Raw genomic sequence first — 15,564 nt, forward strand, 5'->3', positions numbered from 1 at the left:
ATAAATATTACGCTTACAAAGGTTGTAATGAATAATTTAGCTACAAAAAGCTCACAAATACTCACATCAAGTGACATAGAAAACCTAGCTCGCCGTTTTGGTGGGAAAAGTGACGACTATATAGAAATTATGAATACACAAAAAAATCAAAAAACAATTAACAAGTATGCGCTATTGAAAGAAATTGATGACGCATTAAAAACATCTAAAGAAAAAAAATAAAAAAGGCAAACTCCATTGCAAAGGATTTTTATTAAAGGTATCAAAGGCGGCATAGGTAGCACATCAGTTGTTGCAAACTTAGCGTGCGTTTTGAAAAAATCTGATGTTGATGTGGTTGCCATAGACCTAGATACTAAAAGTGACCTTGGTTTACACTTTGGCCTTAAGTGGACAGCCACAAAAGGTTGGAGCAACGAGAGCACTTTTGACGATGCGTTATTACATTTTCGTAAAGACAGCGATGGCGTTCTTTTTTTACCCCATGGCGATAATGAATCAACGTTAGATGAAATTATAGCCACAATTAACAATTGCAAAAATCTGGATTATAAAGAATCTGCTTGGATAATATTCGATTGCCCTTCACATATTAATATTTCTCACTACCCGTTGGAAGAAAACGATATTGTTATTGAGCTAGTCACTTGCGATGCAATTTGTCATAGCCTCATATACAAGCGCCTTCAAACTCTTAAGTCAGTAGAGTCAACTTGGAAACACTTTTTTGTCGTTAATCGTTACAACGCAGCCTCAGTGTTAGAATTTGATCTATTTTCTCTTTGGCAATCTACATTGCCATTTATGGCGCCGTTTTTTATTAACAGCGATGAAGTTATTAAAGAGGCCACAGCTAATCGTAATGTAGCCCTTAATTGCGCACCATACAGTGTAGCGAACGATGACTTTGAAACACTAGCTGGTTGGCTTGTAAGTAAGGCGGCGAACTGACGATGAGCTTTACTCTTTTTTACAAAAGGCCCATACACAGCACATTGTATATTCTATTGAGTATATTATTCACTGATAAGCTTGTGCGTTACATTTTATTTAAATTTCATAGTTACTTTAACCAGCACAAGGTTAATGTAATTGAAGCATTTTTAATGCCCTTTATAACTTTGTTCGGTTCATTATTTGTAAATATAAAAAAGAACAAAGAAAACTTTGAGTTAGCGTTATATAACTATTATCCACACTTAAGGTTACCATACAGAACTTATATCTATTCCAATATTATACGCTTTGTTATTCAGAGCATATTTTTGCTTTTTGCTGTTCATAAACCCAGAAAAAAATCAGTGTCCATAAAAAAGCATGCTGTAAATTATTTTTATGACGGGGTCAGTTACAGCCTAAGGCAACTTCGTTGGTACGACCTTAAATTAGGCCGATTAATAAGGCGCCTTTTTTCCAAAAACAACAAGCCTAAAAAAAGTGCTTTTAAAACAATGGCAGACGCTCGTATTTGGCAGAACAAACTTATTAAATACATCGTTGTTGCACTGATATTATTCTTGCTTGCCATATTTGTTACCATTCCCTTTAGCCTTGAAGCGCAAGCAGTGTTTATTAGCTTTATTTTACTGGTTGCTTACGCGCTCAAACGCGTAAAAGGCCATATGGCCACGATTGTAATGATCACCTTATCTGTCACTACATCTTCGCGGTACTTGTGGTGGCGATACACTGAAACACTTAATTGGGATGACCCTTTAGCACTTACATTAGGTGCAGGCTTGTTACTAGCAGAAACATACGCATGGATGGTACTTATTTTAGGTTTTTTTCAAACCATTAATCCACTTGAAAGAAAACCTGTCATGTTGCCAAAAAATACTGATCTATGGCCAACGGTAGATATTTACATTCCTACTTACAATGAACCTTTAAGTGTTGTAAGGCCGACTACCCTTGCCGCTTTAAGCATAGATTGGCCAGCAGATAAACTAAAAGTCTATATTTTAGATGATGGTAAACGCCCTGAGTTTGGTGAATTTGCTAAACAAGTGGGTGCGGGTTATTTAACAAGACCAGATAATAACCATGCAAAAGCCGGAAATATGAATAGTGCTATGCGCTACACAGATGGTGACTATATTGCCATTTTTGATTGCGACCACGTACCTGCTCGTTCATTTTTGCAAATGACCATGGGACAGTTTTTAAAAGACAGTAAAGTGTGTTTAGTCCAAACACCACATCATTTTTTCTCCGCAGACCCATTTGAGAGAAACTTAAATAACCACAGTCAAATTCCAAACGAAAACATGCTGTTTTACGGGCTTATTCAAGACGGAAACGATATGTGGGATGCTACGTTCTTTTGTGGTTCGTGTGCGGTACTCAAAAGAGAAGCGCTTGATGAAATAGGTGGCTTTGCTTTTGAAACCGTCACCGAAGATGCTCATACTGCACTGCGAATGCAACGCGCAGGTTATAAAACTGCCTATATAAATATTCCTCAAGCTGCTGGCCTTGCCACTGACAGTTTATCGGCTCATATTGGCCAGCGAATTCGTTGGGCACGGGGCATGGCGCAAATATTTAGGCTCGATAACCCGCTGTTAGGCAAAGGCTTGAACATTCCTCAGCGACTTTGTTACTTAAACGCTATGCTGCATTTTCTATCAGGTATTCCGCGCATTGTATTTTTAACCGCGCCACTGGCACTCATATACTTTAATGCATACATTATTTACGCGCCATTTTTAGCTATTTTTATCTACGTTGTACCTACACTTATTCAAATAAAAGCAACTAACTCACGAATACAAGGTAAGTATCGCTATTCGTTCTGGGGCGAAGTTTACGAATCTGTGCTTGCTTGGTACATATTAAAGCCAACAACAGTTGCTTTGTTTAATCCAAACAAAGGTAAATTTAACGTTACCGAAAAAGGTGGATTAAACGATAAAGAGCATTATGACTGGGGTATTTCTAAGCCATATTTGGTTTTACTCGCCATTAATTTAGTAGGTATGTTAATCGGTATTTTACGCCTGTTTTTTGGCGACCCTACGCAAGTTGGTGTACTGCTGATTAGTATGGGGTGGGCGCTTTATAATATTATCATTTTGGGTGCTGCGGTTGCCGTGGCAGCAGAAGCACGCCAAGTTAGGCATTCACACCGCATTAAAGCAAACTTCCCAGCGGGAGTTCGTTTAGCAAATGGCCACACGTTAAAAGTAAAAATTACAGATTACTCCGATAACGGCGTAGGAATAGAAACCGACCATGCACATGCTTGTCGTGTAAACGATAAAATAGAATTATTAATGAGCCGCGGTAATAAGCAATTCTCGTTTACTACCCATGTTTGTAATACTCGGGGTAATCAAATTGGCTTAACCATTAAAGATTTATCTCTTGAAAAACAGCGCGCGTTTATACAATGTACATTTTCACGAGCTGATGCGTGGCTTGACTGGCAAAATAACTTTAGACATGACCGCCCATCTTACAGTTTTAAAGAAGTGCAAAAAACAAGCCTTAGAGGGTTTAGTAATTTGCTATTTCATGCGCCACGAGCGCTCCAACCGACCATTCAGTTTATTACTGATATAGTTGTATACGTAAACTCATTTACTCCAAAAAGACCAATAGTGCATAATAATTATGATTAAAAAGTTGCTTAATATATCCCTAACATTGTCGCTTATTTGTTGTGCTTTCTTTGCGCATGCAATTGAGCCATTACAAAATAAATCAATGTTCATTAATGGATACCCTGAGAGCGCTCAGGTGTCGAGTTTACGTTTAGAGTTTGAAGCGTTAGGCTTTACAGGTTTTAGGCTCAACGGGGTAAATAATAACTCCCGCGTTGACTTTACAAACCGAATAGATAAATTGAGCACCAATTTAAAGCTTAACTTTTCGTATACTAACTCGCCTTCATTAATCGCGAATGTTTCGCACTTAAAAGTATACTTTAATGATAATTTAGTCACTGTTTTACCTATTAACGAACAACTTAGTATTGTAAAGAACACAGTGCAGCATAGCCTCGATCTTAACGCTAAATACATTCAAGATTACAACCAAGTCCGCTTTGAATTGGTTGGTTATTACGACCTTAGATGTCAAGACTACTTCAGCCGTACTATTTGGACAGAAATAAATAAATCAAGCAACATAACGCTCGATCAAAAGCAACTCGCTATCGATAGCCGTTTAGAATACCTCCCAGAGCCGTTTTTTGATGAAAAAGATTACAATAAACTTAACCTACCCTTTGTATTTGCTAAAACACCCAACACCCAAGCAATTGAAGCAGCAGCAACGCTATCGAGTTGGTTTGGAGCCCAAGCTGATTGGCGTGGATTTAATTTTCCCGTAACGTTAAATAAATCGCCTGATCAACACAGTGTGGTTTTTATTACTAATGATTCAAAACCTGATTTTTTGAAAGATTACCCAGATGTTGAAAAACCAACGATTGAAATTATTTCAAACCCATTTAATCGTTACTATAAAATGTTACTCATACTGGGCCGTGATGAAGCTGATTTAAAAACAGCGGTGACTGGCCTTGCGTTTGGCCACAAAGTAATGACTGGAAGAAGCGCAAGTATTGAAGCCATAAATCAGTTGCCACTTCGAAAAGCTTATGATGCACCACGCTGGCTTAGAAGCGATCGTCCAGTGCATTTTGACGAGCTTATTGACTACCCTACGCAACTACAGGCGCAAGGCCTTAATAATGGTCCAGTAAAACTAAACATTCGCTTTGCACCTGATCTATTCACGTGGCGTGAAAGAGGAATACCTATTACTCTTCAGTACCGTAGCACGCCAGAATCAGAAGCCATCGACTCTCGTTTAAATATGCTAATAAACCAAGAGTTTATAAGTGGCTTTTTACTCGATAAAAACAACGGTTTATTACAAACAACGCAAGCGTTGTTGCCACTAGTTGCCAATACCGACACCACACAAAGCACAGAAGGTTTTTCTGTCAATGGCATTAATTTAGCTAACAGAAATGAGCTTAACTTTGACTTTAGGTTTGGTGTACTCAAAAAAGGCGAATGTGCTGTTGCACCTCCTGGCGGTGAGTTTGGTGTTATTGATGGCGATTCAAGCATTGACGTAAGTGAATTTGATCACTATATCGCATTACCAGATCTGAACGTATTTGCTAATAGTGGCTTTCCTTTTACCAAATATGCTGATTTACAACAAACACTTGTGCTTATTGATGAAAACCCAACACCAAATGCTTTAACCGTTTTATTTAACTTAACGGGTCACTTTGGCGCGATCACCGGTTACCCAACCCATAGAATGAGTGTTGCTCATTTAAATGAGGACGCTGATTTAGATGATAAAGACATACTCGTTATTGCTAAACCTAACAGTATTGCTAATGACTTAGATGAAGATGCACAAACAAATGTTTTGCTTAACAATAATCAGCGCGCAATTAAACAAGCAATTTATAATGGTGCATACGACGAACAAACGACCGATAAAGTAGAGGTTAGTATTAAAAGTAGTGGCGATATGGCTGTTATAACAGGGTTTCAATCACCGTTTGACTCAGACCGCTCTATCGTCTCGTTGAGTGCTACGACGCAAAATGCATTTACTATACTTGACGATGTTCTAATGAACTCAGAAAAATTAGCTCAAGTAAAAGGTAGTGCAGCCATTATCAACTCACAGGGTATTAAAACCATTCAAGTAGATGAGCAATACTTTGTAGGCCATATCCCAGTCCATACATTAGTGTGGTTTCACTTATCTGATCATCCATTTATTTTGGCATTACTGTCTATTTTAACGCTATTGCTGATCTCATTTATCTTATGGCGATTATTACAAGCACTAACTTACAAGCGTTTAGCTGAAGGAGACGAATAATGAAATCACTCGTTAATATGTTTTTTACTGTGATGGCACTATTTGCTTTCAATGCCAACGCACAAGTTGAACAGTGCGAACCTTGGCAGTCGTGGCAAGTGTTTAAAAATCATTTTATAAGCCAAGACGGCCGCGTTATTGACTTGGGCAGTGATCAAAGTATCACAACCTCTGAAGGCCAATCATATGCACTATTTTTTGCGCTTATTGCCAACGATAAAGCCGCTTTTGATTCTGTTTTAAATTGGACCCAAGAGCATTTATCAGAGGGCGATTTAAGTACGCGTTTACCAGCATGGAAATGGGGACTAGATAAAAACCGCGTAGGGGGTATTTTAGATTCAAATCCTGCGTCAGATTCAGACCTATGGATTGCCTACAGTTTATCGCAAGCGGCAATTTTATGGGATGAACGCCGCTATAGTATTTTAGCCGCAGTGCTTGCTCAACGTATAATCAGAGAAGAAACCGCCTACATAACGGGCCTTGGCCTGTCTTTACTCCCCGCACCTGCCGGTTTTGAGTTTGACAATGAGCGCTATAAGCTAAATCCTAGCTACTCGCCGTTATTTATTTACCAGCAATTTAAAAAGCTTTATCCACATTCACCGTGGCATCAACTGCACGAAGGATCAGCTAAGCTAATTTTAGATACCGCACAGCAAGGCGTTAGCCCTGATTGGGTTATGTTTGATTCAAACCGCGGTTTTTACTACGACAGAAAAAATACAGATTTAGGTAGTTATAATGCAATTCGTGTTTACCTTTGGGCAAGTATGATGGCAAAAGATGCACCCTACAAACAAGAGCTTCTTACTCAGTTTGCACCGTTTGTGGACACTATTGAAGAGCGTGGCCACGTCCCTTTAAATACGTATGCTCAATCAGGTAAATCTGAAAAAAGAGGGCCTTTGGGCTTTAACGCAGCCCTGCTGCCTTTGTTAGCAGAGCAAGGTAATGATGAGCTGGTAATGGCCATTCAGCAAAAGCTAATGATTGATAAGTCTTTTACACAAACTCGTTATTACGACAGTGTATTGCATTTATTTGGTGAAAGTGCTGTAAACAAGCGCTTTAAAATAACGGCTGATGGAACGCTACAACCGACTTGGAGCACTGAATGTCGTTAAGGTTGGCCTTAGCTTGTACATTGGCACTAAGCACTAATTTAAATGCCGCAACAATAAATGATATTGATACACAATCGGTTGATTGGTTATTAAACCAAATTAGTATTGGTGAAGCACAACAAAACAAAAGACTTGTTGAAGATAGCCTGCAAAAATTGGTTGCAATTGCCCCTTCGCGAATAGAAACGCAATGTGCGCTTGCACATTACGACTTTACCAATGGCAATACAGACCAGGCAAACTTGTTATTAAATAAGCTTGATAACCAACTAACACAACAAACACCTTGCGTAAAAAAACTCAAGGTTATGTCTCGTATTCAAGGTAAAGACAAGGCAGTAATTCAAGAAGCAAAGCTGCTTGCTCGTGCCGGTAGATATGAACAAGCACGTCAAATTTACAATAAAATATTTAATGATGTTTATCCTACTTTAAACTTTGAGCTTGAGCATTTAAGCTGGTATGCACAAGACAGCGCTCAATGGCAAGGGGTTAAAAATGGTTACAAGCAATTATTAAAACGCTATGACAACCTAGGCACTATAGAAGTTGCTTATGCCAGACATTTGCTAAGACGTAACCCACGCGATAAAGCAGCTATGCGTATTTTAAGTAAGTATGGATCGACATCGGGTTTTAGTGATGAAGTTGAAGGTATTTGGCTCTCTGCACTAAAAAATATGCCCATAAACAGTAATACTGACAAGCAATTTCAGCAATACTTTATACTTTACCCGTTTAGTAATAAGGGAGAGTTACAGTATCAAGACTTTAAAAAGCAATTAAAAGCACGCCAAAAATTATTAGCCGACCCGGCTTATCAGCTTTGGTTAAAAGGCAATAAGCTACTCGAACAAGAAAGATTAAATGCAGCAGAACCTCTTCTATTAAAAGCATTAAAAGGCCGCCCTACTGACGGCGAAATAATGAACAGCTTAGGCATACTTTACCTACAATTAGGGGAGCATGGTAAAGCCTATAACTATTTTACACGTGCACAAAAATACACTGCCGACTTTGCAGAGCGAAATACCCTTAAAAGCATGGCTAAAACAGCTAAGTTTTGGCTATATATTCGCCAAGCAAGAGACGCTATAGACAGCAGTGAATTTAGAGTTGCCAAATTAAAACTCGATTTAGCCGCCGCATTAGAAGAAGAACCTAATACCGTACTGGCTAATCGTGGTACCTTACAATTTGCCCAAGGGCTATATTCACAAGCTGCGCTTACCTACCAAGTGGTGCTTAAAAGCGAGCCGTTAAACGAAGGCGCCCTATTTGGCTTACTCGAAATTGCAAAGCTTGAACAAAGTGAAAAAACGCTCACCTCTTTTTTTAATCGACTTTCATTTTCACAAAAAGAAATATTAAGAGCGTCATATTTAAGCTCATTAAGTAGCGTGTATAGAACTAAGGCAACAAAGCTAACTGAAGCTGGTGAATTAGAAGAGGCTGAAAAAATATTAAAAGAGGCTATTCAAGCAACACCAGAAGAGCCTTGGTTATATTACGACTTAGCGTTTATATATCAACAAAAAGGACTCACCGACAAAGCCCGCTCATTGTTTAATAATGTATTGTGGCAATTTCCGCTAAATTCACAGCTTAGGTATAGCCATGCACTGTTTTTGCGTGCTTTAGACGATTACCAAGGTGCGCTTGCTACGCTTCAGTATATTCCATTTAAATCTCGCGATGCTGACATTGTATCTCTTGAACAACAGTTACAACTTAATGAGTCTTTAGCACAAAGCGAACGTTTTATTAATTCTCAAAATAAAGCGGCTGCTATTTATCACTTAAGTGCGTTAGAAGCACAAAATTTAACTCCACCAATGAAAGCGGAGCTAGCACGAAGCTGGTTTAGCATAGAAGAACAAAACCACGCTTTAAAACTCATGCGTGACGCATTAGCTGAAGACCCCTCATTATCAGCCTATTGGCATATGTTGTATGGAGAATGGCTTTTAGCACAGGGTAATAAAGCTCAGACTACTGATTGGTTCAATCGTTATCGGCTTCCTGAAAATGCCTCTGAGAGTGAAATAGACCAGTTTGTGCAATTACAAAATGCCTATTACTCTGAGTATTTTAGTGGCAGTGATCTTATTGCGAAGCTAAATCAGCTTGATCAAAAATACCCAAGTTCATCAGCAACAACAACTGCGCTAATAAATGCAAACTTAGCACTTGATCAAAACCAATCAGCGATTATTTTATACGAACAAAAACTAAAAAATAATCAGTTAATTGAACCTCAAGCTTTAATGGCAATATCCAAAGCCTATAGAGCGCTTGGGGATGATTTCCAAGCAAAAGAGGTCACACAGCTCGCCATTGAACAAAGTACAACGCAAGAAAGTTATTTTCAGCGTCAAATTATGGAATCGTTAAACGATTTTAATTACGCAGGTGATGCCCTTTACTTAGCCGAGCAACTTATTCAAAAAGCACCTAATGATTTAGAGCTTCGTTATTTAGGCGCGCAAGTTGCTGCTAATTTTAATGAAACAGAGCAAGCACAAACGTGGTACGCACAAACGCTTTCACCTAATCGTCAACTAAATGAAAAAGAACTCTACGCATCACTTTCGCGCATTAATGAAAACGACGAGTGGTATATAAACGGTGCCAAACGAGAACTACTCAGCCAACAAAACAAAAACCAAGCCTACATTGCTGTTGGTGTAAATTTTAGCGGACAAGTAAGTACTGAAAGTGAGGCTACATTGGGCGCTGGTTTAGTCCCTATTGAAGCGTACTTTCCGCTTTGGCAGGGGCAAGGCTTTGTAAAAATAGATCCTACAAGTATTAGCGCGCAAACAACACGATTTGACGAGCAATTTGCTGGCAGTCGATACGGTCAAGGCGCTTTGTGTATATTTACCTGTGGTATTGACGAGGTAAGTCCCGAGCAAGATGGCGTTGATATTGGCATTGGTTGGCAAAACGAAAACTGGCGCGTAGATATTGGCACAACACCACTGGGCTTTTTAATCGAAGACATTGTATGGGGTGTTAATTACTCGGACGACTTTGGTGACTTTGGCTATAGCCTTGAGTTAGAAAAACGACCAGTAACCAGCTCAGTACTCGCCTATGCTGGTCTTGAAGACGTTAATACCGGTAAAATTTGGGGGGGTGTTCGCTCAACTGGTTTAACCGCAAATGTTTCTCATGATTTAGGCGGCGATTGGGGGTTTTGGTCTAGTGCTGACTTTACATTATATAAAGGTCAAAACGTAAAAGATAACCAGCGCTACCGCTTGATGGGCGGTACCTATTATCGTGTAATAAGCAATCAAGATCGCGAATTTACAGTGGGTGCAAGTTTATTGCATTGGGCGTATAAATTTAATTTAAGTGAAGAAACCTGGGGCCACGGCGGCTACTACAGCCCACAGAACTATATTGGGTTATCGGTTCCTTTGACCTACGATGCACGATGGGGTGATGACTTTGTATACCGCGTAAAAACAGGCGTGTCGTATTCGCAAACTAAAACGCAAGCCATCGACTTTTTCCCTAATGATCCTGACCTTCAAGCTGAAGCCTTTGTTCGCCAACTTGAAACCGGTGTAGACCCTGCCTTTGATTCAGATACCAGTTCGGGCGTATCGTACAACTTAGAAGGCAGCTTTGAATACAGAATAACCCCACATTGGTTCTTTGGTGGTTATTTAGCTATTGATCGTTCTGACTTTTACGAACCTAATTTTGGCCAACTGTATATCCGTTACTACTTCAATCCTGTTTACGGGACACTCGAATTTCCGGGTACACCTATTATCCCTTATGCTGAGTTCTAACTTAGCATAAGGTGATACACCGCTCAGTACTTCCCCTCGCCTTGAGGTATATGTATACTTGAGCGCAATTGTAGCTAGGATAAGGGTGTGTCTCTTACCTTGTGGTGTTATAGCCATACAGCAAATCATTATCTTAGATACAAATAATATACTGGTGGTCGAGCACTTTAACCTTATAAACAGGCTAACTGAGCTAAAGCAAAAAATTATAAGGCCATCACAACAATTCTTTAAGTTAGGAAGTAAATATGAGTTCAGCTCCAGATAGTGGCTGGTTTGGCCACCCTAAAGGACTTTCGACATTGTTCTTCACTGAAATGTGGGAACGAATGAGTTATTACGGTATGCGAGCTATGCTCGTATTATTCATGACAGCAAGCTTACAACAAGAAGGCCTTGGCTTTACGGTTGCATCAGCGGCTGCAATTTATGGTTTGTACACAGGTGCGGTATACTTTTTAGGCTTACCTGGCGGTTGGTTAGCGGATAGATTATTTGGCGGCCAAAAAGCGGTTTGGTACGGTGGTATTATCATTATGTGTGGCCACATTATTTTGGCCGTTCCACATGAATATTCATTTTTTATTGGTTTAATTTTTGTTGCAACAGGTACGGGCTTACTCAAGCCAAATATCAGTGCAATGGTAGGCCAGTTATACAGCGATGCTGATGAGCGTCGTGATGGCGGTTACGCTATTTATTACATGGGTATTAACATGGGTTCTTTAATAGGTTACTACGTATGTGGTTACTTTATGGAGAACGTAGGTTGGCACTGGGCATTTGGTGCAGCAGCTGTTGGTATGGCCATTGGTTTAGTACAATACAAAATTACCCTTAATAACTTACCAGAGCACAGCGCTTTACCTGCTAATCCATTAAGCGCTAAAGGCACTTCACGTACATGGGGTGCTATCGCATTATTTGTAGCTGTTGTTGCGGGCGTTACCATAGCCGCTATGACGGGTGCTATCATTATAAACCCTTCGGTTGTAGCCGGTTATACAGCTGTTGCATTTACTATTATATTCTTTGTGTACTTTGGCCTGATTTATTTTAAAGGTAAATTAACAGGCGAAGAAAAACAAAGAATGTGGGCACTATTTTTAGTGTGTGTTGCCTCTGCATGTTTTTGGTCTGGTTTTGAGCAAGCAGGTTCTTCATTAAACCTATTTGCCCGCGATTACACCGACCGACTTATAGGTACTTTTGAAATTCCAACTACATGGTTTCAATCTTTAAATTCACTATTTATTATTGTTTTATCGCCATTTTTTGCTGCGCTTTGGATAAACCTATCTAAAAAAATGATATCGCCTACTTACAGCGTAAAATGTGCATTTGGCCTGATCATCATGGCCTCAGGCTTTTTAGTCATGTTTATGGCAGCACATTATGCAGCAGAAGGCTTAAAAGTAGCGCCTTACTGGTTGGTTACTACGTACTTTTTACACACAGTGGGTGAGCTTTGTTTAAGCCCTGTTGCATTAAGTGCAGTAAGCAAGTTATCGCCGCGTCGCTATACGGGTCAAATGATGGGTGTGTTTGTTTTAACTTACTCTATTGGTAATATTATCGCAGGTTTACTTGCTGGTAACTTTGATCCAAATAACGTTCAAGAAATCCCTACCCTATACTTACAAATTGCATTATTTAGCATTGGTGTAGGTATTGTTTTAGTGCTTATGAGCTTTAAAGCGAAAATATGGGAAAAACAAGGATTAGAGACCTAATTCGGTTAATCCTTTTGTACTAATAATTATTTACTGCATATTCTAAATGTAGTAACAAATAAAAAATGCCCCCATAATTGTTATGGGGGCATTTTTATACAGCTATGCTCCCATACTTTTAACTGATATTATGCATTAATAAATTGTTAAATTAGACACCCGAGGACTGCTGTATATGTTATTGGACAAGTTATTAAAAATAGCTGCAATACCATTTTTGCTCTTTATGTTAAGTGCATGCGGTGGTGCGAGTGATGCAGTAACGGTTAACCCAAATGATCCTGTTGAACCCGAGCCAACCCTACTTCCTTTAACTGCTGCTAACGGCTTAAACTCAACGTTAGATAACGGGGGGTTTGAATTAATTATCCCTGCGAATATAGCTTCATCAAATAGCGAAATCACTTACGAAAAAACGACGCTAGATGATGCCAACGCACAGTTAAACATTATCTCTGATTTACACACCCTTATACCCGACCCTGACATTTCATTTTCAGACTCCTTTACCATTAGAATAAAAATACCTGAAGACTATGTACTCGGTGGGCAATTATTCATAGCCAGACAGTTAGGCCTAAATAGGTGGGAAACGATTACTAACTCAACCGTAAGCGATGATTATGTCAGTGCACAAGTGAATCAAGTCGGCACGTATGCAATTCAAATGCAGCGTAAAGAAGCATTCGCCGATATTGGTCCAACATGTGAAGCGAGCGCAACAACACAATCGGTACGCTTTGTTCATGTAGCAGACTTACATGCTCGTTTTGGGTATCAGGAACAATACTTTAGCCGTATTAAAGCCTATTACAATCAAGTCGCCAACCAAACACCACATACCCTATTTACCAATGGTGGTGACGATTATGAAAAAGGCACGGTAGCAGAGCAACTTTCACAAGGTACAGCAACCGAAGAAGCCATTAAAGCGATGCAGTTTGACATTCGTGTTGTGGGAAACCACGACTATGCATGGGGGCCTGAAAAGCTACTGAGCTATTCGCAAGATGATAAAGCGATTGTGCTTGCAAGTAACACTCGCTATGAAGGGGAGCAACTTCAAGATTTTGCCGCTGTGAGCTTTGCAAAAGTGCAAGTGGGCTGTGTTACCTTAGGTGTATTTGGCATGACGTCGGTGCCATGGAATGAATTAGATGAGCCACAGCAAGACGATCCAATCCCAGATTTTATAAAACAATTTAAAATGAGCTGGGAGTGGCAACAAGTCGCACAAAGCATTGTAAACCAATACCGTGATGATGTTGATTACATGGTAATGCTAAGCCATCTAGGAGTAGGCCTAGACACAGATATGGCAACTGACGTTGCAGGTATTGATTTAGTATTAGGGGGCCATACCCATGGCGGCGAAAGCTTTGATACACTAGAAAATGGCGCCATTGTTATTCAACCTGACTTTTATGCAAAAGGGATAACCGACTTAACACTTGAGTTTAATTTAGCTGATAAAACATCACCTGTTGTGAACTATCAAACGATTGCCACTGAAACTATTACTGAACGTGATGAACCAACAAAGCAAGCCATTGATGAAATTATGGGCCGTTACGCGCCTGATGCACAAACCGAAATAGCTATTTCAGAAAACTACCCTAGTGCAATTGAGTTAGCTGAAATAACAGCATTAGCCGCGCAACACGAAAGTTCAATCACAGCTGCACTTTTAAACCCCGAACTGGTTCAAAAACGTTGGACACCCGGCACGCTCACACAAGAAGATTTTCACGAAGCATTTTACGTAGAAAGACAGCCTTCAAATACACCCGGTTTTAACGCAATATATAAAGTGACAGTAACAGGTACAGACTTAACGTCTATGTATGCAAGCCAACCGGACTGGTTTTTACTTACACCGGATAACATTCAAGCAACCAGCAATTATGATGTCGCTTTATTTAAAGGCGCAGCGCTTAACCCTGAATTATTTTTTAATGGTGTCACATTTTCAAACGTAGAACCCATTGCCGAAGCATGGTGGTTACTAGATCAGTACGCCCGATTTAGAACAAGCCAGTGCTTATACCTAGATACCAACAGTCAACTGTTTTCATGTACAAACGAAGAAAACATAACGGTATGGAATTTTGATAATGCAGCAAGCCCACTTACAGCAGATTTTGGACCTTCAGTACTCAGTTACTTCGATCCTGAAGAAAAAGACTGGGGCCCAGAAGAAACTCAATATAAAACCACTACCGAACTGGGCATTAGTGATTTGAGTGATGGGCCGTCAGGTGTAATGGCATTTTCAAGGCATGCACCAACCGAAGGCCTACATATTAACTTAAACACACCCGCTAACGGCGATTATGCCGCTGATGGCATGGTTTCAGACTACACACTTGTAATGGATTTATACTGGCCAGCAGAAGGCCAAGATATTTACCGTGCGGTTGTTCAAGCGGATACCGTTAACTACTTAACCGACGATGCCGACATATTTATTGACCCAAGTGGTGGTTATGGTAAATCAACCAGCGACAGCGGCTATTTTGGCAATACACAACCAGACTCTTGGCATCGTGTCGCTTTAGTATTTTATACTGCACCTACCAATGGCGTATTTGAAGTGTACATAGATGGCGAACTAGTGGGTGTAAAGGAAGATGGAGAAATAAACAACCGCTGGGCACTCAAAGACGCAGTGCTGCTGTTTAATGATGACAACTTTGAAACCGAGCCTGGCTACTTAAATGCCATGCTTTATGCCGGCCGTGCAATGAGCCGCGACGAAATAAAAAGCTTAGGTAATGCGCAGCAAAAACTCACTTATGAGCAAGCAACACGCGTACTTAATCAAACCATTGAACGCCATTACCAAGCTGCGCCTGAAATAAAACCAAACGTGTGGTTACAACAGCGAAGCAAGTTTTTTGGTGAACATGCCAAAAGTGTAAACAATTAATTACACTTACCCCTGTTTCATACCACTTCAAAAAAGAGAGTTTAGCTACTTAAACTCTCTTTTTTATTACTATAATTCATAAGCTTAATAAAAAAACA

The 15,564-nt window shown here is 39.8% G+C and carries 8 protein-coding genes; all 8 read left to right on the top strand.

Annotation, left to right across the window (positions count from 1 at the left end; all coding sequences use genetic code 11):
* The first annotated feature begins 27 nt into the window (after positions 1–27).
* Positions 28–222: a BcsR/BcsP family cellulose biosynthesis protein gene (bcsR, locus tag PMAN_RS10200; protein WP_006791406.1), complete on the top strand. Its 195-nt coding sequence runs from the start codon at positions 28–30 to the stop codon at positions 220–222.
* A 15-nt stretch (positions 223–237) separates the two neighbouring features.
* Positions 238–951, top strand: a complete 714-nt coding sequence (bcsQ, locus tag PMAN_RS10205) for a cellulose biosynthesis protein BcsQ (RefSeq protein WP_010557069.1) — start codon at positions 238–240, stop codon at positions 949–951.
* Between the two features lie 2 nt (positions 952–953).
* On the top strand, positions 954–3,626 hold the full coding sequence (gene bcsA / locus PMAN_RS10210) for a UDP-forming cellulose synthase catalytic subunit (protein ID WP_010557068.1): 2,673 nt from the start codon (positions 954–956) through the stop codon (positions 3,624–3,626).
* Positions 3,619–5,865 (top strand): cellulose biosynthesis cyclic di-GMP-binding regulatory protein BcsB, encoded by a 2,247-nt coding sequence (gene bcsB, locus PMAN_RS10215; RefSeq protein WP_010557067.1) that lies wholly within the window; start codon positions 3,619–3,621, stop codon positions 5,863–5,865. Before bcsA ends, bcsB begins: the two co-directional genes overlap by 8 nt.
* A complete protein-coding gene (gene bcsZ, locus PMAN_RS10220) occupies positions 5,865–6,995 on the top strand; it encodes a cellulose synthase complex periplasmic endoglucanase BcsZ (protein ID WP_010557066.1) in 1,131 nt (376 codons plus the stop codon). The genes bcsB and bcsZ overlap by 1 nt, the downstream gene beginning before the upstream one ends.
* On the top strand, positions 6,986–10,804 hold the full coding sequence (locus PMAN_RS10225; RefSeq protein ID WP_010557065.1) for a cellulose synthase subunit BcsC-related outer membrane protein: 3,819 nt from the start codon (positions 6,986–6,988) through the stop codon (positions 10,802–10,804). The genes bcsZ and PMAN_RS10225 overlap by 10 nt, the downstream gene beginning before the upstream one ends.
* A 248-nt stretch (positions 10,805–11,052) precedes the next feature.
* Positions 11,053–12,537, top strand: coding sequence for a peptide MFS transporter (locus PMAN_RS10230; protein WP_006791412.1), 1,485 nt, complete (start codon positions 11,053–11,055; stop codon positions 12,535–12,537).
* Between the two features lie 175 nt (positions 12,538–12,712).
* Positions 12,713–15,466, top strand: coding sequence for a metallophosphoesterase (locus PMAN_RS10235; protein ID WP_010557064.1), 2,754 nt, complete (start codon positions 12,713–12,715; stop codon positions 15,464–15,466).
* Positions 15,467–15,564: the final 98 nt, after the last annotated feature.

Source organism: Pseudoalteromonas marina (assembly GCF_000238335.3).
Classification (GTDB): domain Bacteria; phylum Pseudomonadota; class Gammaproteobacteria; order Enterobacterales; family Alteromonadaceae; genus Pseudoalteromonas; species Pseudoalteromonas marina.

Bases quoted from the DNA above. Each gene is read 5' to 3' on its own strand.
- bcsR (WP_006791406.1), top strand. From the start codon at position 28: ATGAATAATTTAGCTACAAAAAGCTCACAAATACTCACATCAAGTGAC.
- bcsA (WP_010557068.1), top strand. From the start codon at position 954: ATGAGCTTTACTCTTTTTTACAAAAGGCCCATACACAGCACATTGTAT.
- bcsB (WP_010557067.1), top strand. From the start codon at position 3,619: ATGATTAAAAAGTTGCTTAATATATCCCTAACATTGTCGCTTATTTGT.
- bcsZ (WP_010557066.1), top strand. From the start codon at position 5,865: ATGAAATCACTCGTTAATATGTTTTTTACTGTGATGGCACTATTTGCT.
- PMAN_RS10225 (WP_010557065.1), top strand. From the start codon at position 6,986: ATGTCGTTAAGGTTGGCCTTAGCTTGTACATTGGCACTAAGCACTAAT.
- PMAN_RS10230 (WP_006791412.1), top strand. From the start codon at position 11,053: ATGAGTTCAGCTCCAGATAGTGGCTGGTTTGGCCACCCTAAAGGACTT.
- PMAN_RS10235 (WP_010557064.1), top strand. From the start codon at position 12,713: ATGTTATTGGACAAGTTATTAAAAATAGCTGCAATACCATTTTTGCTC.